The sequence below is a fragment of the Bacillus sp. KNSH39 genome (assembly GCF_052656585.1).
In genome coordinates this window covers 1,832,526-1,859,094 of record NZ_JBQXYO010000001.1, presented here as the reverse complement: position 1 = coordinate 1,859,094, position 26,569 = coordinate 1,832,526, and the positions used below count along the sequence as shown (strand labels likewise).

Here is a 26,569-nt window from a genome sequence, read left to right as displayed (position 1 = left end):
CAAGAAAATCTGGTTAAATGGTCACTTTTGTAGTGGCCATTTTGCTATTTGAAGGAGGCTGGGAGATTACAAGTGTTGAGTTTAGTAATGAAGATCTTAAGAAAACCGAAAATAGAAGATATCGTATGTAACATACAAAACAACGAAGAAGATAAAGAAGCGTTTATCGTACAGTATCAGCCTTTTATTAGAAAATCAATCTCATCTGTCTGCCGCCGGTATATTACAGAACAGGATGATGAATATAGCATTGGATTGTTTGCGTTTAACGAAGCAATTGAACAGTATTCCTATACAAAAGGAAAATCCTTTTTAGCGTTTGCTGATCTTCTTATAAAAAGAGATGTAATTGACTATATACGTAAGGAGTCTAAACATAACTTTGTCTTTTTAAAAGAAGATGAGCAAGAGGAAATGTTAGAAATGCAAGTGTCGCTTACGGAGTATATGAAAGAGATGGAAAATAGTAACCGTAAGGAGGAAATTCTTCATTTTCAAAGTGTGCTAGCTGAGTTTAAAATCACATTCTCAGAGCTTGCTAAAGAATCTCCTAAGCATCGTGATACGCGTGAGCACTTAATAGAAATTGTAAAAATTATTATAAAAGAAGAGGAAATGATGGAAGAGCTGTTCCGAAAGAAAAAGTTACCGCTTAAACATATTGAACCGCGTGTTAGGGTAAGTCGTAAAACGTTGGAACGACATAGAAAATACATTATTGCAATGTGTATTATTTTTGCAAACAACTATACATATATTCTGGATTACATAAGAGGGGAAAAGCATGATGAATAAAGGAATTGTGATGGATATAAAAAAGCATAGCGTAGTTGTTTTAACACCAAATGGAGAGTTTATTACGTGTAAAAGAAAAGGGGATTCTTGCATGATCGGGGAGGAAATCTCATTTGATGAGCAAGAACAAAAAGCATCGCATTTTTCGATCCCTTCCTTTTTAAAACCTGCATCAATACTTGTTGCTTGTTTTCTATTTGCAGTGCTGTTTTTCTACAACCAACCAGAAGAAAAAGTATTTGCTTACGTCTCAGTTGATATAAATCCAAGTTTAGAGGTGAGCGTAACGAAGGATTTTCGTGTTATAGATTTACAGGCTTGTAATGATGATGGAAGGCGTATTTTAAAAGAATTGAAGCAATGGGAAAATAAACAATTACAAGAAGTAATACGTACTATTATAAAGCAAAGTCAAGAGGATAAGTATTTAACGAATGATAAGCAAGTTATGCTAACAGCAGTTGCAAAGGACAAGGCACTAGAACCACTTTTGGAAAAGGCAATGAAAGAATTAAAGAAAGAATATGAGCTAAAACATATTACAGTTGAATATCAAAGTAGCACGATGCAAGTACGAGAGAATGCTAGAAAAGCTGGAATTGGCACAGGTGTTTATATAAAGCAAGAGAATGAGAAGAACAAATCGCTTACTCCTCCTGCCACGCCGTCTAATCCGGTGGGAAACGAAGAAGAGGTGCAATCACAGCCGGAGTCATCTCATGATGCATCACTGGATTTGTCTCCTGTAAAAGAAAAAAAATATGAAAAGCAAGAGCAGAAAGAACAAAAGAAAACAGAGGAACAGCCATCGAAGCAAATAAAAGAAAACAATGGAAGAGGATCTCAGCAAGAAAATAGAGGGAATCAACAGGAGAATAAAAGTAGAGAATCTCAACAAGGAAATAATGGGAATCAGCAAGGGAACAATGGAAGAGGATCACAACAAGGGAATAATGGAAATGGGCAAGGGAACAACGGAAGAGGATCACAACAAGGGAATAATGGAAATGGGCAAGGGAACAACGGAAGAGGATCACAACAAGGGAATAATGGGAACGAGCAAGGGAACAACGGAAGAGGATCACAACAAGGAAATAATGGGAACGAGCAAGGGAACAACGGAAGAGGGTCACAACAAGGGAATAATGGAAATGGGCAAGGGAACAATGGAAGAGATCCTCAACAAGGAAATAATGGGAATCAGCAAGGGAACAACGGAAGAGAATCTCAACAAGGAAATAATGGGAATCAGCAAGGGAACAATGGAAGAGGATCCCAGAAAGAAAATGACGGAAACGAGCAAGGGAATAATGGTAGGGGGTCTCAACAAGAAAATAGAGGCCACCAGCAAGGGAATGAAAAGAAGAATCAATAGAATATGGAAGTGAGAGATTCATTTTAAAGCTAAAAGGATTTCTCTCGCTATTGTGGGCAGTAAAACTCCCATCTCAAAATTTGGCTGGGGCAAAGAAGTTAGGTGGGAGTTGGGCTGCTTGTAAATGTCCAATTGATGAGAGCTGATTAAAGTTACACTTTATTATTTTATAGTTCTATTAAGAAGGAGTATGTGAAAAATATAATGGAGAAAAACATTCAACAAGAGAAAGATAAAGAAAAACCTGTTTTTTATGATCCGAAAGGAAGGAGAAACATAGCCTTTATTTCGTTTCTATGTATCTCAATAGTTAGTGTAAGTGTTGTATTTTATTTTTTCTTTCAAAGTATTTTTTCAACACCAGAAATTCCAAATATGAATACCGCTGTACAACAAGATACTAAACTTGTACCAATTAATCAAAAACTTAGTGATCAGCAGTTAAAGAAGGAAGAATTTAACCCAAATACCGAGACGAAGGATAATAAAAATTTGGTGAATTCGCCGAAGGATAGTAAACAACCTAAAGAAGTGTATGGTTTTTATGTAAACTGGGATGAAAATAGTACCGCTTCTTTAAAAGAAAATATCGATTCCTTAACTACGTTAGTACCAGAGTGGTATCATTTAAAAGCAGATTTAACGATTAGAAGTGAGATCAAACCTGAGATAGTAAAGTTGGCAGAAAAAAATCAAGTGAAGATTATGCCTTTGCTTACTAACTATACTGAGGAAGCTTCTGGTCCTGATAGTGGGCTAATTCATAAGTTACTGAATTCCTCAAATGATGTAAAGACAAAGTTTATTAATGATTTAGTAAGCCAAGTTAAAAAGAATCATTTTTCAGGAATTAATATTGACTTTGAGGCCGTACCTGAAAGTGATAGAGAAAACTTAACAAATTTTATGAAAGAACTTACTACGGAATTTCATCAACATGATTTGCTCGTTACACAAGATGTTCCAGCTAATGATAAGGCTTTTGATTATAGTGCGTTAGCAAAAATAATAGATCGAATGATTGTAATGATGTACGATGAGCACTATGGAGCCGGGGAACCAGGACCAATTGCTTCAAATAAATGGTTCCAACATACATTGAAAGAACTGAATATTCCGTCTGATAAGCTTATAGTTGCTTTCGGTAACTATGGATATGATTGGGAAGTGAATAGTAAAGAAGCTGCGAAGTCTTTAACTTTCTCAGAAGTTATGGCAATGGCTCATGATTCAAATATGAAAATTCAATGGGATAAAATGAGTGGAAACCCTTATTTTAGGTATAAAACAGAAGGGAAAGAACATACTGCTTGGTTCTTAGACGGTGTAACTCTTTATAATCAAGTTAAAATCGCAATGGACAATAATGCAAAGGGATTTGCGTTATGGAGACTAGGAGCAGAAGACCCTACAATATGGAAAGTTTTAAAAAATCCGATTGAGGCACAAAAAAATCCTAATGTATTACATAAAATCAATAGTTTAGATGAAGTAAATTATTCTGGACAAGGTGAAATTTTACAGATTGAGAATGAAAGAAAAAATGGATTGAGAGATTTTAAAGTAGGCAAAGATGGTTACCTTACAGATGAAGTATATCAATCCTTACCATCTGCATATGAAGTGCAACGATATGGAAAACCAAATGGGAAACAAGTAGTATTAACATTTGATGATGGACCAGACCCGAAATATACGCCAGAAATTTTAGATATATTAAAAGAGAATCAAATAAAAGCTGCTTTTTTTGTACTTGGTGAAAACGCACAACTAAATACTAGTATTGTAAAAAGAATATACGATGAAGGGCATGAAATTGGCAATCATACTTTCAAGCATCCTAACATAGCTGATACGTCTTTACTACGAACGAAAGTAGAACTTAATACGACGCAACGTTTAATTCAGGAAGTAACTGGACATTCTACGGTTTTATTTAGACCGCCATATGAAGCGGATGCTAACCCGGATTCCTCAAATGAAATATTGCCTATTTTACGTGCACAAAATATGAACTATACAATGGTAGCGGAAAAAGTTGATCCCGAAGACTGGGCAACACCATCAACAAATGAATTAGTAAGACGTGCTCTTAATCCCATTTATAAGGGAGAGGGAAATATTATTCTTCTCCATGATGCGGGAGGGAATCGTACACATACAGTAGAGGCGCTCCCAATCATTATTAAAGACCTAAAAAAGCATGGATATAGTTTTGTAACAATTTCAGATTTAATGAATAAAGAACGAGATGAAATTATGCCTCCTGTTTCTTCTGAGGGGAAGCAATATTTACTTTATAATAAAGCTGTCTTTTCAGGAGCCGGATATTTTAAGCATATATTAACTACTATTTTTTATATTGCTATTGGATTAGGGATTTTTCGATTTTTATTCTTAATTTATTTTGCATGGAAGCAGAAAAGAAAAACGTTATCTCGCTATATTAATTCGTATTATCAACCTTTTGTTAGTGTTGTCATAGCGGCATATAATGAAGAAAAGGTGATAGCCAAGACGATTCACTCAATTTTGAATAGTAATTATAGAGAATTTGAAGTTATTGTTGTGGATGACGGATCGACAGATGGTACGTCAAAAGTAATGAAAGAAACATTTTATAAACACCCTAAAGTTCGTTTCATTCAGAAAGAAAATGGCGGGAAATCATCGGCAATGAACCTAGGGTTTCAACAATCGCGAGGAGAAATCATTGTCACTTTAGATGCGGATACTATTATTGCGCAAGACGCTATTTCTTTAATGGTTAGACACTTTGAAGATCAGAATGTAGCTGCAGTTTCAGGTAATGTCAAAGTGGGGAATAGACGGAATTTGTTAACTACTTGGCAACATGTTGAGTATATTACAGGGTTTAATTTAGAACGTAGAGCTTTTGATGAGTTAAATTGTATTACAGTCGTTCCAGGAGCTATTGGGGCGTGGCGCAAGAAGAATGTAGTTGAATCTGGATATTTAAGCGAAGATACATTAGCAGAAGATACGGATCTTACTATTACATTTTTACGTCAAGGGCATAGAATTGTATATGAAGAAAAAGCGCATGCTTTTACGGAATCACCTGAGGATGTGAAAAGTCTCATTAAACAGCGATATCGTTGGTCATATGGTACACTTCAATGTCTTTGGAAACATCGAAAAGCGTTGTGTAATTCAAAACATAAAACATTAGGGTTTATTGCACTGCCTAATATGTGGTTATTCCAATATATTCTGCAATTCATTGCTCCTTTTGCAGATATATTAATGATTATAGGACTATTTAGTAGTAATCCGCTAAAAGTTTTAGGATTTTATTTTGTATTCTTTTTAATGGATCTTCTCGCTTCTCTGTTCGCATTTAAATTAGAGGAAGAGAACCCAAAACCATTGGCATGGTTAATTTTACAACGTTTTATTTATCGTCAATTTATGACTTATGTTGTCATTAAATCTATATTCTCATCGCTTCGAGGAGTAGCGGTAGGGTGGAATAAACTAAAGAGACTGGGGAGTGTTAAACATTCCACGGAACATAAGGAGGCATCATAAAAGAGCGGACTATCTGCTCTTTTTTTCATTAGTTTTAGTTAGTTGAATGTAGAGTTGTAGCATAAAAACTGCTCCTTCTATAACGAGATTCCTATTCATTATGAATAGTGAGACAGTATGTTAAGCTAATCCTTTAGTTTCGGATTAAAGTTTTTTTATATTTTTTTAAAATGACGGACACAAAAACGCATATACCTTCGAATTATATATATGGATAACATAAATATGTATATAAAAGGGGAGAAATAAGATGAAAGAAAAAAAAGAAATGTTTCAAGAAATCGCTGAGGTGTTAAAGGTATTGGCGCATCCAGTTCGTCTATCTTTAGTAAAAATAATGCTTGCAAAAGGTCCTACTAATGTAACAACAATGTATGGGGATTTACAAATGCCTCAAAGTACAATTAGTCAACATTTATCTAAACTAAAAGCTGCTAAAATGGTTACAGGTACTCGGAAAGGATTAGAAATTTATTATGAGGTAACTGACAATCGCACAAAATCAATATTAGCATGTTTAGTTTAAATAATGACTTCTATTTCAAAATAAAAAACGCTATTCTTTTCTATGATTTTACAGAGAGAATAGCGTTTTTTATTTTTAAGGAGTATCTTTTTATATGCCTATAGAATGGAGTGAAAGGTTTATGGGTTTAAATGTACCTACTATTACCTTAGGTTCTAATGCGTCTAATAATGAAAAAATTCTCGGTTTAGGGGTGCTTCTTTATAGCTTACGTACAATTGAGATTAGAAAAAGTAGAGCGAGCGCTTAATGAGGCGGAAGTAGTGTTTATATGCGAAACTGTATAGAAATCTCATTTTTCTAATTGTATCTTTTTAGATTGATGGATGTGGGGTCACGTCCATCAATCTAAGAAAACAAGTTAGCTAAAAAATGATGAAAATAAACTTTATAGAAATAAAAAATATGAACGTAGAGGATGAAACAAAGTATATAGTGCTTTTTTAGTCATGTAATCTTTTAATTTGATGATCTTTTCCCCATTCAAACAGATCATTCATTATTTGCATTAAAGATTTTCCGTATTCACTTATGGTGTACTCAACCTTTGGTGGTACTTCTTGATATACGGTACGATAGATAATCCCATCAGCTTCAAGTTGCCGAAGTTGTTGTGTAAGAACCTTTTGTGTAATGTTTGGGATTTCTCGTTTAATTTCATTTGTTCGCATTTTTCCATCCGACAAAATACATAAAATATGAACTTTCCATTTTCCACCGATTACATCGAGTGTTGTTGCAATTGGGCAATCATCATTTTGATTCATATAACACCTCCAAAGGTACTTCAAGGTTCCTATAGTACCTGAAAGTACGTACTTTTCAATTATATGTAACTCATTCATACTAATACGTAAAGGATTGATTAATTTATAAAGGGGCTGGAAAATGATGAGAACACTTGTAATTGTAGCACACCCTCATATTGAAAAATCAAAAATTAATAAAAGATGGATAGAAGAACTTGAGAAACATTCAGATGAAATTACGGTGCATGAATTATATAAGGTGGCACCAAATTGGGAGTTTAATATTGAACAAGAGCAAAAGTTATTAGTAGAACATGACAGATATATATTTCAATTTCCGCTTTACTGGTACAGCACACCACCATTATTAAAAAAATGGTTCGATGATGTATTAACATATGGATTTGCGTACGGATCACAAGGAGATAAAGTGAAGGGGAAAGAATTTGGTGTAGCTATTTCTATAGGTGGATTAGAAAAAGACTATGAAAATAGTGGGATTACAATGGATGAGTTGACGAAACCATTCCAAGCTACATGCCTATATACAGGTATGGAATTTATACCTTCCTTTTATTTATATGGTGCAGAATATAAACTAAGTGATGAAGAGATTGATAAAAGTGCACCTGAGTATGTGCAATATGTAATGAACAAGAAGTATTCTAATATATAATGAAAAATAGCCATTTACTTGTGAAGTAAATGGCTATTTTATATTCTTCTTATATTCACCAAGTGTAATCTTTAGTAAATTAATAGTTAATCTGGTAAAATAAAAAACCTAACATATATAAAGGGGAGTTTTACTTGAGAACGATGCGACAATTATTACAAAAGAGAGCAATGCAGTCACCAAATTTGGAAGCGCTTGTAGGAGGGAAGAAAAGATATTCGTTTCAGCAATATAATGAACGAGTAAATCAGCTTGCACATTATTTGTTACATAATGGTGTGCAAAGAGGAGATCGTATAGGAATACTATGCAAAAATAATCACCCATTTCCAAGTGTTATGATGGCAAGTTTAAAAATTGGAGCGGTATTTATTCCGCTAAATCATCAGCTTACTGTATATGAATTAGAAACGATTGTAAAAGAAGCGAAATTAAAAGTGTTAGTTATTGATGAAGAATTTAGTGAAGTGTTATTAAATGTTGATGCTGTTAAAGAAATTCCTTATGTAATTCAAACGACAAAAGAAGGTTTTGGTTCATTTGAATTAGAGCTGCAAAAACAGCCAACGACAGAACCGAACGTAGAAGTTCATGAAGAAGACGACGCCATTTACTTATTTACTTCAGGAACGACTGGACAGGCGAAAGCATGTGTAATTGGACATAAAAACTTACATCACTATTTTGCTGAAATTGCGGGACAAAGAGAAATCCCAGCAGGTGAACGCTTTTTATCTGTGCATCCATTGTTCCATATGAGTGGCGTGCTTTCTATTTTAAATTGTATTTATCATGGCGTTACGATGATTTTCTTAGCTGATTCGAATCCTGCTATTATTTGGGATAAGATTGAAGAAGAGAAAATTACTACGATGCTTGCGTTCCCTGCTGTTTATAGTTACATGCTTGATGAATTAAATAAAAAAGAACGTAATATTTCAACCTTTAAAGTAGCACAAAGCGGTGGTACAAAAGTGCCAGAAACACTCATTCAAAAATATATGGAAAAAGGAATATATATGGTGCAAGGTTATGGTAGTACAGAAGGTTGGGTTGTAACCTCATGGCATCCAATGATGGGAAAAGAAAAGATGTCTTCTGTAGGAAAGACCTTGAAAAATGTAGAGGTGAAAATTGTTCATCCGGAAACAGGACATGAACTAACAACAAATGAAGTTGGAGAGATTCATGTGAAAAGTCCATACATGTTTAAAGGGTATTGGAATAATGAAAAGGCGACAAAGAAGGTAGTAAAAGATAACTGGTTTAACATGGGCGATGCTGGCATGATAGATGATGATGGATTCCTGCATATTATGGGAAGATATAAAGACGTTATTATACGCGGTGGTGACAACGTATATCCAGATCAAGTAGAAGATGTTATTCATGAAATACATGGTGTTTTAGAAGTTGCAGTAGTTGGAGTTCCAGATGACTTTTGGGGAGAGGTTCCAAGAGCTTACATTGTGAAGGATGGCGAAACAACATTAACAGAAGAAAGTATTATTCAGTATTGTAAGGAGAAGTTAGCAAGTTATAAAATACCAGAAGTAGTATTCATAGACGAGTTACCGAAAAACGCTTTAGGAAAAGTGTTGAAGAGGGAATTACGAGATGTAGTTCTTGTGAAATAGAAAATTATAAAACGATGGAGAACCCAGTTATGTATAAGGCATGACTGGGTTTTTATGTACCAAAAACATAATGATTTACTAGATTTTGTATTTTGTGTAAGATAATAAAGAATATTCGAAAAACAATTGAGGGAAGAGATATAAATGAAGCTGCCGCTATTACAGGTAGAGACAGAGAGACTGATGATCCGTCCGTTCCAAAATGATGATTATGAAAGTTGGTTAGATCAATTTTCTTATTGATTATAAAAATAAAGAAATGGACAAATAAGGGGAAAAGAAAATGAAGACTATAAACGTATTTCATTATGACGCATTTACGAATAAACCAAATAAGGGAAATCCAGCAGGTATTGTATTAGAAGCAGATGGATTAACGGAAGAGGAAATGCAAATTATTGCTGAAAAAGTTGGATATAACGAAACAACTTTTGTTCTTTCCTCAGAAGTAGGAGATATAAGAATGCGCTATTTTACACCTGGTTTTGAAATGGATTTATGTGGTCATGGGACAGTAGGGACGATATATGCCTTGCGCGAAAAAGGTTTATTAGAAGAGAAAAGTAACCTTACGATTGAAACGAAGGCAGGGATTTTACCGATACAAATAGGTGTAAATGAAAATGGAGAAACCTTTATTAAAATGAGGCAGACAGCACCTCAGTTTAAAGATTTTGCAGGTTCAAAAGAAGAATTAGCTCATAGTATTGGTTTAGAAGTAAATGATTTAGATGTAAGTTTACCGATAGTATATGGAAGTACAGGAAACTGGACTGTAATTGTGCCGATTAAAAATCTAGATGCGTGTGAGAGAATGAAACCTAATAATGCTGCATTTCCATCGGTATTAAAAGAAATACCTAATGCTTCTATTCACCCAATTTGTCTAGAAACTTATGATGAACTAGCACAAATGCATGGCCGTCATTTTTCATCAGCTTATGCTGGGACGATTGAAGATCCAGTGACAGGAACAGCTTCAGGTGTAATGGGAGCGTATTATGCGGAGTATTTAGAGAAAGATTTTGAACATGAATTGGACTTAATCGTTGAGCAAGGACAGGAAATAAATAAAGATGGTCGTGTAACTGTTTATGTAACGAAAGGGATAGAAAACGAAAAGTTACAAATAGATATTGCTGGAACAGCGGTGTATGTGAAAGAGTTTGAAGTTTTAATATAAAAAAGAAAGCCCGGCATACATCCGGACTTTCATTATCTGTTCAACACTTCAATATACGAAGCATCTCCAGTTGTTCTTAAAGCAGAGCGAAAATTGTTATTTTCTAGCGTTTTAGCGACTTGTTGTAATTGCTGTGCATCATCATGATGGATAAGTAAGCTGTCAGCACCGCTTTCTTCTATATGAATATGTTCGACGTTTCCAATGGCATCATGTACAGCTTTTAAAAATTCAGGTTTCATGGTGTCCTCCTATATGTATGTAACGTTTTTATTTAGTATTTCCTTATTTTTGAAATATAAAAGTAAATGAAAGAAGAAATAAAATGAATATAAAGCAGTTTAACGAACATATAACATCACTATTTGGAGAGCATCTTCATAAATACGGCGATGATGAATATGGTTTTACTCATATAAGTAAAGATGAATTTCACAAAATCGGTTACACAACAAATTTAACGTTAGAAACTATTGAAGAAGCGTATAGAAATGGAGTCGATATGATAGTTACACATCATGCGCCGTGGAGTTTTTTATTTGGTATGGAAGAGGCTTGTATTGAGAAATTGAAGCAATATGAAATGAATCATTTTTGGGTTCATTTGCCGTTAGATTTTGTAAAGTTTGGCACATGTACATCGTTATTTAACGGAATTGGGATAGATACAATACTGGAATATTCCACGTATGAGGAAGAAGAACTACCGGGAATAGGAGAATATAAAGAAGCGATTCCTTTTTCAAACTTAGTTGGAAAACTTGAAGAAAGAATGGAAGAGAAAGTGAAGAGCTGGAGAAATCACGATAAACCAGTAAAACGGATTGCGATTTTAACCGGTGCAGGAAACAATACAAATTTGATTGAACGTGCATTAGAAAAAGGGTGTGACACGTACATAACAGGTGAAAAAACATTATATACAGTGCAACATGCGAAATTTAAAGGGATTAATTTAATTGTAGGCAGTCATACGTTTACAGAAGTGTTTGGTGTAGAAAGTTTGGCTCATAAGTTAAAAGAAAGAGATAATTCAATAGAAATTACTAGATTAAATGAAGAACATTTGGAGTGAAGAAATTACATCGCATTACCATCAATGGAATGAACTATATGATGGAATATTGAAAGACGCAGTTGCAATGAAATAAAATTATCTTTTGTTATATTAAGATTTTTAGGAGGGATTCCCTTATGTTTGTCAAATAATAGTAAAGTTGTCTTTTGAATTAAGGGAATATTTGGAGTTAAAGGGTGAGAGAATGGATATTTCAATAATCACTGCACAACTAGTTAAGGAGAAAGTGATTTCACATTATCCAAATAGTGTAAAAGTGTTAAACGGGGGAACAACAAGTACTATATATTTGTTAGATGAACAATACGTTGTAAAGTTGAATGAATCGGATGTCATACGTGAAGAAGCTTATTTTCTTCAGTTTTATAAAAAGGATGAATTATTTCCAAAGCTTTTTTATAAGGAACCTTTAAATCGCTATATTGTTTACTCATTCCTTGAGGGCACAACTTTTTGCAAACTAGGCCATAAACGGAGCGTTCTTTGTAAACTTGTAAAGGAAGTTATCAATAAGTATGAAGTAGCTACAGAGATTGATGGCTGGGGATGGAAAGAAAACCTAGTTCAATCTTGGAATGAATTTTTAACGACAAATGTGATGGAAGCTCATGAAAATGTAAGACGTTACATAAGTGAGGAAGCGTATAGAACGGTTTTTAAGTTAGCAAATAGTCCAAGTAGGGGGACTGGAATAAATCAGCCATTTTTATTGCATGGTGATCTTGGATTTCATAATTTTATATTTCAAGAGAATAAACTGCACGGTGTAATTGATCCTTTACCAGTGTTAGGAGATCCTATATATGATTTAATTTATGCGTTCTGTTCAACTCCGGAAGATTTAACAAAAGAAACGATTGGTTATGCGATGAAACAATGTGTATTTCATAAAAATGACCGTGATTTATATGAAGAGATAGTCATAGGATTATATTTGCGTATAGATACATGTTTACGGCACCACCCGAAAGATTTAGAAGATTATTTAGCAGCTTGGCGTTATTGGATGGGTGAGGTTGAGGTGACTTTATAGTACAAATATTTTTAGGGGAAATGGTGAGATGAATGTTGTAGAAGCGAAAAAGGATTTACTGTAATTCCATTATCGGTTACATTTGTCTATTTACTTACTTTTATAAGTTTATTAATTGAACATAAAAAAGCAGCTTAATAAAAATTTAGGGATAGGGGGAATTATGATGAAAAATTACGTTTGTACAACGTGTGGCGTGCAGTATGCAGCGAGTGTAGAAGAACCGGTGAGTTGTCATATTTGTGATGAAGAGAGGCAATATGTGAATCCAAAAGGACAATCTTGGACGACACTAGAAAGCTTACAAATTGGTGATACATATAAAAATGAAATAATCGAAGAGGAAGATGGACTTTATAGTATTACAACAAAACCAGGATTTGCGATCGGTCAAACGGCATTTGTAGTGAAAACAGAGTCATATCGTTTACTGTGGGACTGTATTACGTATTTAGATGAAACGACAATTACGAAAATAAAAGAGCTTGGCGGATTAGATGCGATTGCATTGTCTCATCCTCATTATTATTCAACGCAAGTAGAATGGGCAGAGACATTTGATGTACCAATTTATATACATGAAGATGATAAAGAGTGGGTGATGCGTCCGAGTAGTCGTATTATTTATTGGTCTGGTGAGTCTTTACAATTAGCTGATGGGATTACTGTACATCGTCTTGGAGGACATTTTAGTGGTGGTTCTGTATTGCATTGGGAAGAAGGTAATGATGGAAAAGGGATTTTGTTAACAGGTGATATTATTCAAGTTGTAGCAGATGAGCGGTGGGTAAGCTTTATGTACAGCTATCCAAACTTAATTCCACTACCAGCGAGGAAAGTGGAAGAAATGGTGAATCGAGTGAAGCCGTTACAGTTTAATCGTTTATACAACGCTTTTCATCGAGTAGTAAAGGAAAATGCAAATGAGGCAGTTGAACGTTCTGCTGAAAGATATATAAAAGCAATAGAAGGAAAGTTGTTTCATACGTAAAAGGAGAGTAGCTTAATGAAAACGTTAGTATGTTTTGGAGATAGTATTACAGCTGATGAAACATTTTATGATGGAATGCCGAGATTAACACCACGTTTGCAAGAGATGTTTCCGAATTGGATAGTAGTGAATGCAGGTGTTCCAGGTGATAATACATTCGATGCGTTAAATAGGATTGAAGAAGATGTAATATCATATAAACCAGATTTCGTAACAGTTTTTCTTGGTACGAATGATGCAGTTTCTTTTTCTCAAGTGTCATTACAAGCATACAAAGAAAATTTAGAGAAGATTGTGAACCATATTTCGTCAGGTAAAGTGCTGCTTATTAGCCCTGCGCCAGTTGATGAAGAGAGGCAGCATAATAGAACAAATGAAGTGCTCTGTCAGTATGCAGACGTGGTGGAGAAAGTGGCAAAAGAAACAGGAAGCTATTTTCTAAATTTGTATGCTGAAATGATTCAAGAACTGAATTATAAAAGGTTTGTAGAAAATGATGAAAAAGATGGATTACACTTTGGTCCAGAAGGTTATGAGTATCTAGCGAAGTTAATTGGTGAAAAGTTAAAAGGGATTTTATAAAAAAAGCAAAGCGATATCGCTTTGCTTTTCATTGTTTTTAGTAAATTAATCTAGAAATGCTTGCTGTAATGCTTTCAGTCCATCGCTGTAAATACCATGAAACAGATTTATTGCCTCTTCATCACTAACCTCAACAGGAGTGAATGTACCAGACCACTCTACTAACGATGTGTTACTTTCAGTACCTTCTTTCACCTGGATTGTAGATAGATAATTAGTGACTGGGAATGGTGCATTCATGATTGAATACGTGTAGTAGCGTTCTTTATCATTGAATACTTCTAAGCGTTCTATAATTGTATCGCCATCTGGATTAGCTAGATGACGTACACGACCGCCTTCAGTTAATTTACTGCTAGGTATATAAGGTAACCAGTCTGGAAGGGAGTTGAAACCTCCGATTAATTGCCATACTTGTTCAGGTGAACCGAAAATTTCCATAGATGTAGTAGTATGTGCCATGTTCATTACGCTCCTTTTTATCTCGATATTTGCGAGCAAATAATCAGTGGGATGACCCCACTGATTAAGGTTTCAAATTATTTTACGTTGATTGGTAGTGGTGCATTAGGTGCTACTAGTTTTTGTTCGCGCATTTCTTCCCAGAATGCTGCTGGAATTACTGTATTTAAGGCGTTTTGGTCTTCTACAATTCGTTCCGGTTTACTTGCCCCAGGAACAACGGCAGCAACTGCTGGATTTGCTAGTGAAAATTGTAATGCAGCAGCTTTGATGCTGATTTCGTGACGATCTGCAAGAGCTTTGATTTTCTCAACTTTTGCAATAATTTCTGGCGATGCTTTTTGATATTCGAAGTGAGCGCCGCCAGCAAGAATACCTGAGCTATATGGGCCACCAACAACAATATCCATATTATGCTTTACAGATGCAGGCATTACTCGTTGCAATGCACGTTCGTGGTCTAATAATGAATAGCGACCAGCTAATAAGGATATATTTGGTTTCGCTTCTTCTAAATCAAGCATAAGTTCAATTGATTCTACTTTGTTTACTCCAAGCCCCCAGCCTTTAATGACTCCTTCTTCACGTAAACGTGTTAGCGCACGGAATGCTCCTGTTCGAGCAATTTCAAATTGTGAAATCCACGCATCACCATAAAAGTCTTGTGCTAAATCATGAATGAAAACAAAGTCTAGACGATCTGTTTTTAAACGTTTCAAACTTTGCTCGATAGAACGAAGTGTTGCATCTGCGCTATAGTCATTGATCATTTTATTTTTGCGACCAAATTCGAAAAGCCCGCCTTTTTCACCTAAATCACGTGCAGATGGATCTTCTAATTCATCCGAAATAGTTCGACCTACTTTCGTACTTAAAAAGTAATCATCACGATTTCTTTTTGATAGTGCTTCACCAAGACGAATCTCCGCTAAGCCAGATCCATAAAGTGGAGCTGTATCAAAGTAACGAACGCCATTCTCCCAAGCAGCATCCACTGTAGCGATTGCTTCTTCCTCTGGGATATTACGGTACATATTTCCTAGTGGTGCTGTACCAAACCCGATTTTTTCTTTTAGTAATTTACTCATTATAGATATCCTCCTAAAATGTATTTGAAAAATATTTATTCACTGTGAATGGATGTGAAAATGAAAACATGTCATTTTATCGTCTGACAAAATGTATGAGAAAAATACTCACTTTAAAGTAAAGGTACTAACAGGTAATTTCTAACACTGCATGACTCACTCAACCCTTACAAATGCTATTATGAAATGTATTTTACATAATGAAAAGTACGTACTTTAAAGTGATATAGATACTAAAAAGTAATACAGGTACTTTTTGGTGCCGTACTACTCATCTGCTGTTTACGTATGCTATTATGAAACATGTTTAACAGGGTAAAAAGTACGTACTTTAAGGTGCTATAGATACTTAAAAGTAATATTTAAATATTTTAGCTTATTTGTCTTATAAAATTATTAAAGGAGATTTTTATATGAAAACATACAATATTCCTGTAGAGGCAACTTTAGAGGTTATCGGTGGAAAGTGGAAAGTAGTTATCCTTTGTCATTTAAAGAAAGACAAAAAGAGAACGTGCGAATTAAAACAATTAATGTCTGGTATTACACAAAAGATGTTAACGCAACAATTACGTGAATTAGAAGAAGATGGTGTAATCGAGAGAAAAGTGTATAAGCAAGTGCCACCAAAAGTAGAATACTCTTTAACTGATTACGGTCATTCTTTAGATTCTATACTCGATACTCTTTGTAACTGGGGAGAAAATCATCTTGAAAAGAATGGTAACACGTCTATGCTTATAACCGCAGTTGAATAAAGAAAGAAAAAACGAACGAGAATACGTTCGTTTTTTCTTTTTGTATAGAGGGAGATTTTTAAGCAGCATAATTACTTTTTTGTAATATAGGTACTTTTTTGTGCTGTAGGAACTAAAATGTGCCGTATAGAAAATTATTTGTTTTTACGTAACAATAGAGAAGAAATTTAGAAAAAAGGAGGGAGATCGTGTGAAACAATACAATATACCGATAGAAGCAACTTTAGAAATTATCGGGGGAAAGTGGAAAGTCGTCATTTTATGTCACTTAACGAAAGGAACAAAGCGAACGAGCGAGTTGCAGCGTCTAATTCCTGAAATTTCTGTTAGAATGTTGACGCAACAATTACGTGAGCTAGAAGATGATGGTGTGATTACACGTGAAATCTATAAAGAAATTCCACCCCGAGTAGAATACTCCTTAACTGATTATGGGTGGTCTTTGCAAAATGTATTAAATCAATTGACCGTATGGGGAGAACGATGCATAGATAGAAAAAACACAGAAGTTAAGTGAAATCTCTATATGTAATATTGAAAACACCACCTAATGACGAGGTGGTGTTTTTCGTTTTAAAACTTTAGAAAGTTGTTATGATGAAAAGTAAAATTTTTGAGGACCTGTTTCAGTCATGGGTACTTAAAAGTGCCTACATCACTTTAAAGTACGTACTATGCTTCATAATATAACCGTTTTATAATGACACTCGTAGCAAGAAGTCAGTACAATAACGATTTTAAGCTATGTTCAAAAAGACTTATTAACTAGTATAGTTTTTTGTTCAATTTTTTAGTAGGAGATGTTTTTATGGTTGAAGAACTTTTTTATAAAAAAATACTCAAAAATCTGTTTTCAGATCCAGTTCAAATTACACTTTGGAATGGAGAAACAATCCAATATGGCGAAGGGGAACCTCAATTTCACATAACATTCCATAAGCCACTTTCAAAAAAAGAAATCGCTAAGGATCCTTCTATTGCATTCGGTGAAGCATATATGAATGGGGATCTTGAAATAGAGGGTAACCTTGAAAAAGCAATTCAATCTATTTATAAAAGGCAGGATAGCTTTTTAGGTGATAGTAAGTTGCAATATTTCAAAAGTAAATGGAATTTCTCAAAACAAAAAAATAAAGATGATATTGCTCATCATTATGATATTGGGAACGATTTCTATAAATTATGGCTTGATGAAACAATGACATATTCTTGTGCATATTTCCAAAATGAGCAAGATTCTTTAACGACAGCGCAGCATAATAAAGTGAATCATATTTTGAAAAAGTTGAACCTTCAAAAAGGTGATACGCTATTAGACATCGGTTGTGGGTGGGGTGAACTCATTACAGCTGCCGCTAAACAGTACGGTGTGAAAGCGATGGGAGTAACGTTAAGTGAGGAACAATATGCTAAGACTTCTGAGCGAATTAAACAAGAGGGACTTACGGATTTAGTTGAAGTATCTTTACTTGATTACCGCGATATTAAGAATCATAAATTTGATAAAATTGTTAGTGTAGGTATGATCGAACATGTAGGAAAAGACAACATTACGCAATACTTTGAAACAGTTAACAAACTATTAAATGATGGCGGGATTTCTCTGCTGCATTGCATTACTTCTCCGGCTAATGGTGGTGCTACGAATGGTTGGATTGAAAAATATATATTCCCTGGTGGGTATGTTCCTGCTGTGAACGAATTAATCACGAACATGACAAACGAACAATTTTTTATTGTGGATGTAGAAAGCTTACGTAGACATTACGGAAAAACATTACAACATTGGGCTCGAAATTTTGAAAACGTACTAGAGGAAGTTCGTAAAACGAAAGATGAGCGATTTATCCGCATGTGGCGTTTATATTTAAATGCATGTGCAGCTTCGTTCTTTACAGGTAATATTGATTTACATCAATTTGTATTTTCAAAAGGGATTAATGATACAATTCCGATGACACGTTCGTATATGTATGAATAAGAGCATGTAACCAAGTAGCTCTCAAGTCATTGAGTATAAATAAAATGATGATAGGATATAAGTCTATAACGTAAAGTCGAGATGGGAATCAGAAAATGATTTCTATCTCGACTTTTTAGTATATAATTTTAAAATTAAAACTATATACTTTTAAAGAAAAAATATATAATAAATGTAGAAACGAAAATTTATGAGCAAGGAAGTTGAAGAACATGACATTAACAATGGGCTTTATTGGATTTGGAAAATCAGCTAACCGTTATCACCTACCTTATCTAAAGACACGTAATAATATAAAAGTAAAAACGATTTTTGTACGTCAAATAAATCAAGAATTAGCGGCTCCATATGAGGAAAAAGGTGTTTACTTCACTACTGATTTGGACGAATTGTTGAATGACAAAGAAATTCAAGTCGTGACGATCTGTACGCCAGCACATACGCATTATGAATTAGCAAAAAAAGTTATACTAGCCGGAAAATCAGTTATCGTTGAAAAACCATTTTGCGATACAGTAGAACACGCCAAAGAATTATTAGCATTAGGACGAGAGAAAGGTGTAGTCGTTATGCCTTATCAAAACCGCCGTTTTGATGGTGATTTTTTAGCTGTAAAGCAAGTAGTTGAACAAGGATTCCTTGGTGATATTATTGAGATTGAATCACATATTGATTATTTCCGTCCTGGTTCAATCACTCATGAAGCTCCAAAAGAAGAAGGTTCATTTTACAGTTTAGGTATTCATACGATGGACCGCATGATTTCACTATTCGGCCGTCCAAATACAGTGACATACGATATTCGTAATAATGAAGTGGAAGGTGCGGTTGATAACTATTTCGATGTTGGTCTACATTATGGAAATCAGTTGAAGATTAAGCTGAAAACGAACCATATCGTAGCAAAAGATTATCCACGCTTTATCGTTCATGGAACAAATGGCTCTTTTATTAAATACGGTGAAGATCAGCAGGAAAATGATTTGAAAGCGGGTATTATGCCTGAGAGTGCAGGATTTGGTGAAGATTCGCCGATGTATTATGGAATTGCTAAGTATCGTAATGCAAATGGTGACTGGATTGAAAAACAAATTAAAACGCCGCTTGGTGATTACGGTCGTTTCTATGATGCAGCGTATGACACAATTGTAAATGGTGCACCAAAACTTGTGAAAGATGAAGAAGCAGTAACGAATATTGAAATCTTGGAAAATGGATTTGCTGCCCCATCACCTTCAGTTTACAAACTTGAGGCTTTACATTTGAATGAATAGAAGAGAGTTTGCAGTATAAAGGAGGTATGGAAATGGCAAGCGGATCAACACAAGTAAAATACCTCGGCATTTATCAAAAGATTAAACAGCAAATTTTAGACGGTGAATATAAAATCAACGAAAAAATTCCGAGTAGCTCCGTCCTTGCTGAAGAATTCGATGTTTCAGCACTTACGATTAAAAAAGCGCTGGATCTATTAGTAAGAGACGGCTACATTATCCGTCGGCGCGGAAGTGGAACAGTGGTACAAGATTGGCATCAGCAGGAAAAGGCACGAATGATTCAAACTTTAACAGGTACGAAAGCTGTTTACGGTAGTGAGGTAGAAAGTAAAATTATCGAGTTTGCGATTGTAGGTGCTGATGAAGTAGTTGCTGAGAAATTGGGAGTTTCAATTGGTGATTTCGTCTATAAAATCATTCGCCTCCGCATCATTCACAGCATTCCGACGATTATGGAGCATACATGGATGCCAATTTCGGTTATCCCAGGTGTTGAAGCTTCTGTTTTAGAGGAGTCGATATACTCACATATTCAAAATAAACTTGGTCTTGAAGTAGGGACATCTGTTGTCAGGGTTAAAGGGATTCGCCCAGATGATAGGGAAAAGCAGTTTATGAACTTAACAAATCAGGATTTCCTAATGCGAGTTGAGCAAGTAGCTTACTTAACGGATGGACGAACTTTTGAATATTCTTATGCAGATCATCTACCGGAAACCTTTGAGTTTGAAACAGTCATTACGGCAAAAAAATTATAAAGAGACATAAAATAGGTTGAGGCAAGCATTGTCTCAACCTATTTTATGTCTTCTACAGTTATGATTCATCTGCTGTAATCAGCATGGATGTGTTCCCGGTTTTTTCAAGATGAACTTCTCCCCAGGAACAGAGGGAATCGAGTATAGCTCCTAAAGACGAACCGTAATCCGTTAAAGAATACTCTACTTTTGGTGGTACTTGGTCATATACTTTCCTTTGGATTACACCATCTTCTTCTAGTTCCCGTAATTGTTGCGTTAACATTTTTTGCGTAATACCAGGCATTAAACGTTTTAATTCACTCGTTCTTTTTGTTCCTTTTTTTAAATGACAAAGGATAACAACTTTCCACTTTCCGCCAATAACTTCTAAAGTCGCTTCTACAGGAATATTGTATGTCTTCATAAAAAAACTCCTTTGATGAATTTAGATTACAGTTGTGAGCCTACATCCGTTGCAATACTAAAATTATTTCTTTTTAGTACCTATAACACTTTAAAGTGCGTACTATTTATTGTGCTAAATATCGGTCATAATAACCGATGTAAGAGAGAAATAAGCAGAACGGCACTTAAAAATGCATATGTTACTTTTTAGTACCTATAACACTTTAAAGTACGTACTTTTTATTAGGATGAATATAATCCATAATAGCACTTGTAAGCAAGAAATGCGTGAAATGTGCTTTGAAGGAGCCATCATGCTATGGGGAATTTTACATGAGAATAATTTGTTGTGTTATTAAAATTAATCCAAGACTTAACAGTTGATTAATTGAACTGTAAAGTTTAAAATTACAGTAAGATTTTTAAAAGTGAGTTGTTAACGTCTGTAAAATGTAGCATGAATAATAGAGATAAATGAAACATTGCTGAATAATTAACATTATGTGAATTTGATTCTAAACTGTAATTTTTTTTAATACATTTCAATAAGCGATATTTAAAATGTACGTTTAATAACATTAAAGGAGTGAGTTAAATATGGTAATTCTATATACAACAGCAAGCTGTGCTTCATGCCGAAAAGCGAAAGCATGGCTTGAAGAGCATCAAATTGATTATATTGAAAAAAACATCGTATCAAATTCTATGACAGTTGATGAGCTTAAATCGATTCTTCGTTTAACTGAAGAGGGGGCTACTGAAATTATTTCAACTAGATCCAAAACTTTTCAGGACTTAAATATAAATATTGATGAGCTCTCGCTAAATGAATTTTATACATTAATAATTGAGCATCCACTAATGTTGCGTCGCCCGATTATGCTGGACGAAAAAAGATTGCAAATTGGTTTTAACGAAGAAGAAATTCGCAAATTTTTACCACGTAGTGTCCGAACATTTTTAAACATTGAACTGCAAAAGTTGGCTAATTAATAAGTAATAGTATGAAAGAGAAATTTTTTGAAAGGAGGAAACTGAAGGTGATAGAAGTATGCGTTACAGTTAATTATAAAGATAGAAACTATCAAACAAATGTCATTGTGAACAAAGATACGATTTGGACAAAAATTGAACAGTTGGCAGAAGAACAAGTGAAGAAACAGTGGGGTTTTTAAACTTAATTATTTAAAAAAATGAAGTTATATGCTAGAGATTATAACTAAATTCAAAATTTTTCAGGTATTAAATATAAATAAGAAATTTTCTTGAAAGGAGGAAGCAGAAGATGATTGAAGTATGTGTTACAGTTAATTATAATAATAGAAATTATCAAACAAATGTTATTGTGAGTAAAGATACGATTTGGACAAAAATTGAACAGTTGGCAGAAGAACAAGTGAAGAAACAGTGGAGTGTTTAATTTTCTTTTTAACTTAAAAAGCTAAATGAAGTTATCAGATATAGGTGGGACGGGATAGAATATAAGGGAATTAATTTTTTATGGCAAGAAGCATCCACATGTTTTAACGTTCTAACCAATCTGTAATATTTTTGGCTACAGTATGTTAATATATGAGAAACAATATTTTTAATCGTAGGAGGAAAATCATGAACAGCGACTTTACCTTGGCCATACACAGTTTAACTTATTTAGCTTTACAGCCAGACCGGATGTCAACAAGTAATGCTATTTCAGAAAGTGCAGGTGTTCATCCAGTACGCATTCGCAAAGTACTAAGTTTGTTAAAAAAACATAAGTTTATACAATCGAAAGAGGGGACTGGTGGCGGTTTTATTTTCGCTCGCGATTTAGATGAAATTAATCTTTGGCATATTTATCAGATAACCTCTGAAGGTGCTTTGCAGCCGAAGTGTCCAGAATCAAACAATCAGTGTGTTGTAGGTTCGAATATGCGAAAAGTTCTTTTCGCTATTTTCTTAGGTGCTGAAGAGCATCTAGGTGAATACTTAAAGAATTATACAATGAAAGAAGTTGTTGACCTTATCAATCAAGAGCGTTAAGCGGCTTAACTATTATATAGCCGTGAGTTCTTAACACTTAAATGTAATGAAAAATATTACAGTATAATTTGTTTTTATATCTTTTTTATCGTCACAAAAAATATTTATAGGAAGGTGAAACGGTATGATGTCAAATAATAATCATGTTTTAAAAGTAGGAGATTGGGTTCGTGGAATATCAAATGAAGGTGAATTAATAGTTGGTTATATTGTATCACTTGATGATGTAGAGGATATAGTTACAGTTAGTATTGTGAAACGTGACGGCCAGTACACAATAAACGAAGCGATTTTACTCTTTAGTAAACACGTTAACAAACTCCCTGAATCAAAGGTAATAAATAAGGAACAAATCCTTTATCTTATAGATCTTGCATTATTAACAGGGGATGAAGAATGGTTTATCGAGCTTTCTTCAAAATTAAACTCGATAAAAGAGCTAGTTAATGAGGGATTTTAAAATTTAAACTTTTGAGGGTGCACACAATCCGCCTTATGGGACACAATTACTTTTCGCATAAAAGGAAATGATGTAAAAACGATTCATTACTAATATAGAGATATCCCTGAAGAAGAGCCGAACAAACTACAATTAAGATGATATTGAAGTGATTTGTTTGTGTATTCCTGATAACGATAATTATGTAAATGAGCTGTCCATATGGGGCAGCTTTTTTGTTTTTTGCTCAGTGTAGCTTTTTAAATTGTATATGAATTCAATATTAATAATATATATCCTAAAATTTGGTTTTTGTATTTTGGGATTTTTTTCTTTTTACCTACATTAATTATTTATTAGAATATCTTTTATGTTTAAAATAAAATTTTTTGATAAAAGGGGATATAAGTATTTTTATAATAAGTCACCTAGAAAAACAATGTATTATTGTATTTTTTTACTAACTAATTCAGCTTTAAGCGATAAAAACAATGGCTACATGCTAACTGTAAAATATTATCCATATAAAATTATTCCTCTTTAATATTTCTGAAAATATAAAAATATTAATTTTATAAATATACACGTTATAATGAGGGCGTCGAGAGAAATTTTATTATCTCTGGAGAAAATATAAAAAATGCGATTATTAGTAAGAAAGGTGTGTGATTAGAGGCGAAATGTATGTAATGTGCTTCAGTGGCTTGTGTGAGCAATATCATCAGTGCTACCGAAGTTATGAAAGTAATGTATAGAATTGAGAAAGAAATGCCTCGCAAATGAAGAGAGGCCGGTTTAGCTAAAATTACTGTTAAAAGTAAAAAAGAGAAACCATTAAAGTAATACACTGTTATTAGAAATGTTGCAACGTATTTATGAAGTCTATTCTATATTGTTCTCTTAAGGGTTCTTTATATAAAGAGCGGATATTACGAGTAAACTTTTTTGTGAACGCTAACAATTATATTAGGACGCTAATTAGCGAATGTTTCAATTTGGATTCATTATGATGAAGGACATACAATGTGGGGCAACTTGTAAGGAATTCATTTTCCGAAAAGGGAATATTTGTTAGGTACAAAGAGAGATGCAGGAATAGATACAAGGGGGAGTTATTATATGAACGGGAATACTGCAAAGAAAATAGAAGTTCAAGCTGAAAATACCGCACTAAAAAATGAGCAATATGCAGATCCGAAAAAGTGGCATAAGCAGGATACTACATGGGCACTCAGTCTATTTGGAACTGCAATTGGAGCAGGGGTGCTCTTTTTACCGATTAATGCAGGTTCAGGTGGTTTATTATCTTTACTACTAATTACATTGCTTGCATATCCAGTTATGTACTACTCACATAGGGCACTTGCTAAAATGATATACGCTTCTAATTCTGCTGATGAGGGGATCACAGGTACAATTAGAGAGTATTTCGGAAATAAAGCGAGTATCATTTTTAACATCGTATATTTCGGTTCAATTTATACAATCGTACTAATGTATTCGGTTGCGCTTACAAACACTGCAAGTAGTTTTATTGTGCATCAATTGCACATGCCAGAACCTCCAAGAGCTATTTTATCACTTGTATTAGTTCTTGGTCTTATCGCTATACTGAATTTTGGTCAAGATATTACTGTAAAGGTAATGAGTATGTTAGTGTATCCTTTCATAGTTTCTCTACTGTTTATCGCAATATCTTTAATTCCACAGTGGAATACGTCAATGCTTAGTTTTTCAGCTGTTTCAACTGCTTCAACAGGAACAGGCTATTTTGGGACGATATTGATGATTCTACCAATCATCGTATTCTCATTTAATCATTCACCTATGATTTCATCATTTGTTGTGAAACAGAGAGCTACGTATGGAATCGAAGCCACTGATGCTAAATGTGCGCAAATACAAAAGGTTTGTTATATCATGACATTCGCTGTTGTTATGTTCTTCGTTTGGAGTAGCGCATTGAGCTTGACTCCAGATGATATAAAAATGGCAAAAGAACAAAACTTATCAATTCTTTCATATCTTGCTAATGAGCTTAATTCGCCTGTAATCACTATTGCAGCTCCAATTATTGCTTTTGTGGCTATTACAAAGTCTTTCCTTGGCCATTATATAGGAGCATTTGAAGTAATGCGTGACATGATTATTAAGTTTGGTAAATCACGTGGAAAAGATATTGAAGAAAAAACAATTAAGACAATAATTCTTACTTTTGTTGTATTATCATGCTGGTTTGTTGCTTATACAAATCCAAGTATTCTTGGACTTATTGATTCTCTAAGCGGTCCTTTAGTTGCTGCTATCTTATGTCTATTACCGATGTATGCGATTCAAAAAGTGCCAGTACTAGCTAAATACAAAGGGAAAATGAGCAACGTATTTGTTATTATTGTAGGTGTACTTACTGTCTTAGCAAGTATTAAGTCATTATTCTAATTCACTACTGTTGGTTTTAGTATCAAAATAGTTGGATCTGAGAAAATAAGGAGCAAGTTTTGAATAGTTTTTTTCAAAACTTGCTCTTAAAATATTCTAAGGAATTAATTTTACAAATAAGTTTATTCATATTAGTCATCTAGCGTTTTGGTCATATACTCATCCAATATTATCAAGACCTAAATCGAAAAAATTTAAATATCAAGCGCCTAACGTATTATATATCCCTAATATGTTAGGCGCTTTTATTTTGGATAATAAATTTTGAACCTGAATTTGAATAGTATATTTCTCTATTTGATGCTTATTTAATATTGTAAAATTTGTATTGAAAATTCGAGGTTTTAAAAGTATCATATACATATTCAAACATTTGAAGATGTATATGATACTTTTTAAATTGAGGAAAAGTAACGGAGGGATTTCAATGGGAAACGAAATGCAACAATTTAAAGCAGATTTCTTTAAAGCCTTAGCACACCCTTTGCGAATAGGTATTTTAGAATTATTGTCAGAAGGTGAAAAAAGCGTAAACGAAATTCAAGATATTTTAAATAAGGAAGGCTCAGCTGTTTCTCAGCAATTAAGTGTACTACGTTCAAAAAATATTGTTGTTGGTAGGAAAGATGGAAAAAGAGTTTTATATTCTTTACGAGACCCTATTATTGTGGATTTATTGGTGGTTGCACGGAAGATTTTCAACAACCATTTAATCGATACGATTTCAATGTTAGAAGAGCTAGATGAAGCAGAAAGTGAAATGATGGCCAAGGAGGGATAG

At 34.0% G+C, this 26,569-nt stretch carries 28 protein-coding genes and 4 pseudogenes; 27 read left to right on the top strand and 5 right to left on the bottom strand.

Going from position 1 to position 26,569, the window contains the following annotated elements; genetic code table 11:
- Positions 1-72 precede the first annotated feature (72 nt).
- From sigI to ACUL40_RS09370, 5 genes are all read left to right on the top strand, one after another.
- Complete coding sequence (gene sigI, locus ACUL40_RS09390; RefSeq protein WP_002082432.1) at positions 73-795, top strand: RNA polymerase sigma factor SigI; 723 nt, start codon at positions 73-75, stop codon at positions 793-795.
- Entirely contained in the window at positions 785-2,170 is a 1,386-nt protein-coding gene (locus ACUL40_RS09385; protein WP_445423145.1) for an anti-sigma factor domain-containing protein, read from the top strand. The genes sigI and ACUL40_RS09385 overlap by 11 nt, the downstream gene beginning before the upstream one ends.
- 204 nt (positions 2,171-2,374) lie before the next feature.
- A complete protein-coding gene (locus ACUL40_RS09380; RefSeq protein WP_065212054.1) occupies positions 2,375-5,722 on the top strand; it encodes a glycosyltransferase in 3,348 nt (1,115 codons plus the stop codon).
- Positions 5,723-5,972: 250 nt separating this feature from the next.
- Positions 5,973-6,248 carry an ArsR/SmtB family transcription factor gene (locus ACUL40_RS09375; RefSeq protein WP_000660066.1) on the top strand — a complete coding sequence of 92 codons (276 nt, stop codon included), beginning with the start codon at positions 5,973-5,975 and terminating at the stop codon, positions 6,246-6,248.
- A 94-nt stretch (positions 6,249-6,342) separates the two neighbouring features.
- On the top strand, positions 6,343-6,498 hold the full coding sequence (locus ACUL40_RS09370; RefSeq protein ID WP_001121201.1) for a hypothetical protein: 156 nt from the start codon (positions 6,343-6,345) through the stop codon (positions 6,496-6,498).
- A 193-nt stretch (positions 6,499-6,691) separates the two neighbouring features.
- Here the strand turns inward: ACUL40_RS09370 and ACUL40_RS09365 are convergent, their stop codons facing one another.
- A complete protein-coding gene (locus ACUL40_RS09365; protein ID WP_001072958.1) occupies positions 6,692-7,015 on the bottom strand; it encodes a winged helix-turn-helix transcriptional regulator in 324 nt (107 codons plus the stop codon).
- 124 nt (positions 7,016-7,139) lie between these two features.
- On the opposite strand from ACUL40_RS09365, the gene ACUL40_RS09360 reads away from it, so the two are divergent.
- The 4 genes and pseudogenes from ACUL40_RS09360 to ACUL40_RS09345 all read left to right on the top strand — a co-directional run bounded on the left by ACUL40_RS09360 (position 7,140) and on the right by ACUL40_RS09345 (position 10,493).
- A complete protein-coding gene (locus ACUL40_RS09360; RefSeq protein WP_048538105.1) occupies positions 7,140-7,673 on the top strand; it encodes an NAD(P)H-dependent oxidoreductase in 534 nt (177 codons plus the stop codon).
- A 143-nt stretch (positions 7,674-7,816) separates the two neighbouring features.
- Positions 7,817-9,310, top strand: coding sequence for a class I adenylate-forming enzyme family protein (locus ACUL40_RS09355; protein WP_079004674.1), 1,494 nt, complete (start codon positions 7,817-7,819; stop codon positions 9,308-9,310).
- A 144-nt stretch (positions 9,311-9,454) separates the two neighbouring features.
- A pseudogene (locus tag ACUL40_RS09350) lies at positions 9,455-9,547 on the top strand (GNAT family N-acetyltransferase); the annotation flags it as partial.
- Positions 9,548-9,593: 46 nt separating this feature from the next.
- Entirely contained in the window at positions 9,594-10,493 is a 900-nt protein-coding gene (locus tag ACUL40_RS09345) for a PhzF family phenazine biosynthesis isomerase (RefSeq protein ID WP_000849321.1), read from the top strand.
- 32 nt (positions 10,494-10,525) lie between these two features.
- Here ACUL40_RS09345 and ACUL40_RS09340 read toward each other — a convergent pair whose 3' ends face one another.
- Entirely contained in the window at positions 10,526-10,735 is a 210-nt protein-coding gene (locus ACUL40_RS09340) for a hypothetical protein (RefSeq protein ID WP_000801653.1), read from the bottom strand.
- An 83-nt stretch (positions 10,736-10,818) separates the two neighbouring features.
- Here ACUL40_RS09340 and ACUL40_RS09335 point away from each other — a divergent pair, with 83 nt between their 5' ends.
- The 5 genes and pseudogenes from ACUL40_RS09335 to ACUL40_RS09315 all read left to right on the top strand — a co-directional run bounded on the left by ACUL40_RS09335 (position 10,819) and on the right by ACUL40_RS09315 (position 14,177).
- The gene (locus ACUL40_RS09335; protein ID WP_001022442.1) at positions 10,819-11,568 is read left to right on the top strand and encodes a Nif3-like dinuclear metal center hexameric protein; all 750 of its coding nucleotides are present in this window, start codon (positions 10,819-10,821) and stop codon (positions 11,566-11,568) included.
- Positions 11,569-11,755: 187 nt separating this feature from the next.
- Entirely contained in the window at positions 11,756-12,604 is an 849-nt protein-coding gene (locus ACUL40_RS09330; protein WP_002204735.1) for a phosphotransferase, read from the top strand.
- Between the two features lie 42 nt (positions 12,605-12,646).
- Positions 12,647-12,742, top strand: a pseudogene (locus ACUL40_RS09325) (DUF7010 family protein); the annotation flags it as partial.
- A 25-nt stretch (positions 12,743-12,767) separates the two neighbouring features.
- A complete protein-coding gene (locus ACUL40_RS09320) occupies positions 12,768-13,595 on the top strand; it encodes an MBL fold metallo-hydrolase (protein ID WP_013142076.1) in 828 nt (275 codons plus the stop codon).
- Between the two features lie 15 nt (positions 13,596-13,610).
- Positions 13,611-14,177: an SGNH/GDSL hydrolase family protein gene (locus ACUL40_RS09315; RefSeq protein WP_065212052.1), complete on the top strand. Its 567-nt coding sequence runs from the start codon at positions 13,611-13,613 to the stop codon at positions 14,175-14,177.
- A gap of 45 nt (positions 14,178-14,222) precedes the next feature.
- On the opposite strand, the gene ACUL40_RS09310 is transcribed toward ACUL40_RS09315, so the two are convergent.
- Both ACUL40_RS09310 and ACUL40_RS09305 read right to left on the bottom strand, forming a co-directional pair.
- On the bottom strand, positions 14,223-14,639 hold the full coding sequence (locus ACUL40_RS09310) for an SRPBCC family protein (protein ID WP_000951521.1): 417 nt from the start codon (positions 14,637-14,639) through the stop codon (positions 14,223-14,225).
- A gap of 77 nt (positions 14,640-14,716) precedes the next feature.
- Positions 14,717-15,727, bottom strand: a complete 1,011-nt coding sequence (locus ACUL40_RS09305; protein WP_000040527.1) for an aldo/keto reductase — start codon at positions 15,725-15,727, stop codon at positions 14,717-14,719.
- A gap of 413 nt (positions 15,728-16,140) precedes the next feature.
- On the opposite strand from ACUL40_RS09305, the gene ACUL40_RS09300 reads away from it, so the two are divergent.
- The 5 genes and pseudogenes from ACUL40_RS09300 (at position 16,141) to ACUL40_RS09280 (ending at position 20,511) form a co-directional block, all read left to right on the top strand.
- Positions 16,141-16,485, top strand: coding sequence for a winged helix-turn-helix transcriptional regulator (locus ACUL40_RS09300; RefSeq protein ID WP_065212051.1), 345 nt, complete (start codon positions 16,141-16,143; stop codon positions 16,483-16,485).
- 190 nt (positions 16,486-16,675) lie between these two features.
- Complete coding sequence (locus ACUL40_RS09295; protein ID WP_000816335.1) at positions 16,676-17,002, top strand: winged helix-turn-helix transcriptional regulator; 327 nt, start codon at positions 16,676-16,678, stop codon at positions 17,000-17,002.
- Positions 17,003-17,293: 291 nt separating this feature from the next.
- On the top strand, positions 17,294-18,466 hold the full coding sequence (locus ACUL40_RS09290; RefSeq protein ID WP_059303567.1) for a cyclopropane-fatty-acyl-phospholipid synthase: 1,173 nt from the start codon (positions 17,294-17,296) through the stop codon (positions 18,464-18,466).
- 212 nt (positions 18,467-18,678) lie between these two features.
- On the top strand, positions 18,679-19,740 hold the full coding sequence (locus ACUL40_RS09285; protein WP_059303568.1) for an oxidoreductase: 1,062 nt from the start codon (positions 18,679-18,681) through the stop codon (positions 19,738-19,740).
- Between the two features lie 32 nt (positions 19,741-19,772).
- A pseudogene (locus ACUL40_RS09280) lies at positions 19,773-20,511 on the top strand (GntR family transcriptional regulator).
- A gap of 48 nt (positions 20,512-20,559) precedes the next feature.
- On the opposite strand, the gene ACUL40_RS09275 reads toward ACUL40_RS09280, so the two are convergent.
- The gene (locus ACUL40_RS09275) at positions 20,560-20,907 is read right to left on the bottom strand and encodes a winged helix-turn-helix transcriptional regulator (protein WP_000860832.1); all 348 of its coding nucleotides are present in this window, start codon (positions 20,905-20,907) and stop codon (positions 20,560-20,562) included.
- 578 nt (positions 20,908-21,485) lie between these two features.
- Between ACUL40_RS09275 and spxA the strand changes: the two genes are divergently transcribed.
- The 8 genes and pseudogenes from spxA to ACUL40_RS09235 all read left to right on the top strand — a co-directional run bounded on the left by spxA (position 21,486) and on the right by ACUL40_RS09235 (position 26,569).
- Positions 21,486-21,881, top strand: a complete 396-nt coding sequence (spxA, locus tag ACUL40_RS09270; RefSeq protein WP_000236189.1) for a transcriptional regulator SpxA — start codon at positions 21,486-21,488, stop codon at positions 21,879-21,881.
- A gap of 47 nt (positions 21,882-21,928) precedes the next feature.
- A complete protein-coding gene (locus tag ACUL40_RS09265) occupies positions 21,929-22,063 on the top strand; it encodes a BA3454 family stress response protein (protein WP_000573515.1) in 135 nt (44 codons plus the stop codon).
- A gap of 110 nt (positions 22,064-22,173) precedes the next feature.
- A complete protein-coding gene (locus ACUL40_RS09260) occupies positions 22,174-22,308 on the top strand; it encodes a BA3454 family stress response protein (protein ID WP_000573538.1) in 135 nt (44 codons plus the stop codon).
- A gap of 188 nt (positions 22,309-22,496) precedes the next feature.
- Positions 22,497-22,910: an Rrf2-family transcriptional regulator SaiR gene (saiR, locus tag ACUL40_RS09255; RefSeq protein WP_001083465.1), complete on the top strand. Its 414-nt coding sequence runs from the start codon at positions 22,497-22,499 to the stop codon at positions 22,908-22,910.
- A 124-nt stretch (positions 22,911-23,034) separates the two neighbouring features.
- Positions 23,035-23,370 carry an IDEAL domain-containing protein gene (locus ACUL40_RS09250; RefSeq protein WP_000987462.1) on the top strand — a complete coding sequence of 112 codons (336 nt, stop codon included), beginning with the start codon at positions 23,035-23,037 and terminating at the stop codon, positions 23,368-23,370.
- Positions 23,371-23,377: 7 nt separating this feature from the next.
- A pseudogene (locus tag ACUL40_RS09245) lies at positions 23,378-23,463 on the top strand (DUF3888 domain-containing protein); the annotation flags it as partial.
- A gap of 1,005 nt (positions 23,464-24,468) precedes the next feature.
- On the top strand, positions 24,469-25,788 hold the full coding sequence (locus ACUL40_RS09240; RefSeq protein WP_001014168.1) for an aromatic amino acid transport family protein: 1,320 nt from the start codon (positions 24,469-24,471) through the stop codon (positions 25,786-25,788).
- 427 nt (positions 25,789-26,215) lie between these two features.
- Positions 26,216-26,569: an ArsR/SmtB family transcription factor gene (locus tag ACUL40_RS09235; protein WP_000526187.1), complete on the top strand. Its 354-nt coding sequence runs from the start codon at positions 26,216-26,218 to the stop codon at positions 26,567-26,569.

Coding starts and splice junctions, on each gene's coding strand:
- ACUL40_RS09355 (WP_079004674.1), top strand. CDS start 7,817: ATGCGACAATTATTACAAAAGAGAGCAATGCAGTCACCAAATTTGGAA.
- ACUL40_RS09385 (WP_445423145.1), top strand. CDS start 785: ATGATGAATAAAGGAATTGTGATGGATATAAAAAAGCATAGCGTAGTT.
- ACUL40_RS09340 (WP_000801653.1), bottom strand. CDS start 10,735: ATGAAACCTGAATTTTTAAAAGCTGTACATGATGCCATTGGAAACGTC.
- ACUL40_RS09335 (WP_001022442.1), top strand. CDS start 10,819: ATGAATATAAAGCAGTTTAACGAACATATAACATCACTATTTGGAGAG.
- ACUL40_RS09250 (WP_000987462.1), top strand. CDS start 23,035: ATGATGTCAAATAATAATCATGTTTTAAAAGTAGGAGATTGGGTTCGT.
- ACUL40_RS09285 (WP_059303568.1), top strand. CDS start 18,679: ATGACATTAACAATGGGCTTTATTGGATTTGGAAAATCAGCTAACCGT.
- ACUL40_RS09315 (WP_065212052.1), top strand. CDS start 13,611: ATGAAAACGTTAGTATGTTTTGGAGATAGTATTACAGCTGATGAAACA.
- spxA (WP_000236189.1), top strand. CDS start 21,486: ATGGTAATTCTATATACAACAGCAAGCTGTGCTTCATGCCGAAAAGCG.
- ACUL40_RS09375 (WP_000660066.1), top strand. CDS start 5,973: ATGAAAGAAAAAAAAGAAATGTTTCAAGAAATCGCTGAGGTGTTAAAG.
- ACUL40_RS09235 (WP_000526187.1), top strand. CDS start 26,216: ATGGGAAACGAAATGCAACAATTTAAAGCAGATTTCTTTAAAGCCTTA.
- ACUL40_RS09320 (WP_013142076.1), top strand. CDS start 12,768: ATGATGAAAAATTACGTTTGTACAACGTGTGGCGTGCAGTATGCAGCG.
- ACUL40_RS09300 (WP_065212051.1), top strand. CDS start 16,141: ATGAAAACATACAATATTCCTGTAGAGGCAACTTTAGAGGTTATCGGT.
- ACUL40_RS09345 (WP_000849321.1), top strand. CDS start 9,594: ATGAAGACTATAAACGTATTTCATTATGACGCATTTACGAATAAACCA.
- ACUL40_RS09360 (WP_048538105.1), top strand. CDS start 7,140: ATGAGAACACTTGTAATTGTAGCACACCCTCATATTGAAAAATCAAAA.
- ACUL40_RS09240 (WP_001014168.1), top strand. CDS start 24,469: ATGAACGGGAATACTGCAAAGAAAATAGAAGTTCAAGCTGAAAATACC.
- ACUL40_RS09305 (WP_000040527.1), bottom strand. CDS start 15,727: ATGAGTAAATTACTAAAAGAAAAAATCGGGTTTGGTACAGCACCACTA.
- ACUL40_RS09380 (WP_065212054.1), top strand. CDS start 2,375: ATGGAGAAAAACATTCAACAAGAGAAAGATAAAGAAAAACCTGTTTTT.
- ACUL40_RS09275 (WP_000860832.1), bottom strand. CDS start 20,907: ATGAAGACATACAATATTCCTGTAGAAGCGACTTTAGAAGTTATTGGC.
- ACUL40_RS09365 (WP_001072958.1), bottom strand. CDS start 7,015: ATGAATCAAAATGATGATTGCCCAATTGCAACAACACTCGATGTAATC.
- ACUL40_RS09260 (WP_000573538.1), top strand. CDS start 22,174: ATGATTGAAGTATGTGTTACAGTTAATTATAATAATAGAAATTATCAA.
- saiR (WP_001083465.1), top strand. CDS start 22,497: ATGAACAGCGACTTTACCTTGGCCATACACAGTTTAACTTATTTAGCT.
- ACUL40_RS09290 (WP_059303567.1), top strand. CDS start 17,294: ATGGTTGAAGAACTTTTTTATAAAAAAATACTCAAAAATCTGTTTTCA.
- ACUL40_RS09330 (WP_002204735.1), top strand. CDS start 11,756: ATGGATATTTCAATAATCACTGCACAACTAGTTAAGGAGAAAGTGATT.
- ACUL40_RS09310 (WP_000951521.1), bottom strand. CDS start 14,639: ATGGCACATACTACTACATCTATGGAAATTTTCGGTTCACCTGAACAA.
- ACUL40_RS09370 (WP_001121201.1), top strand. CDS start 6,343: ATGCCTATAGAATGGAGTGAAAGGTTTATGGGTTTAAATGTACCTACT.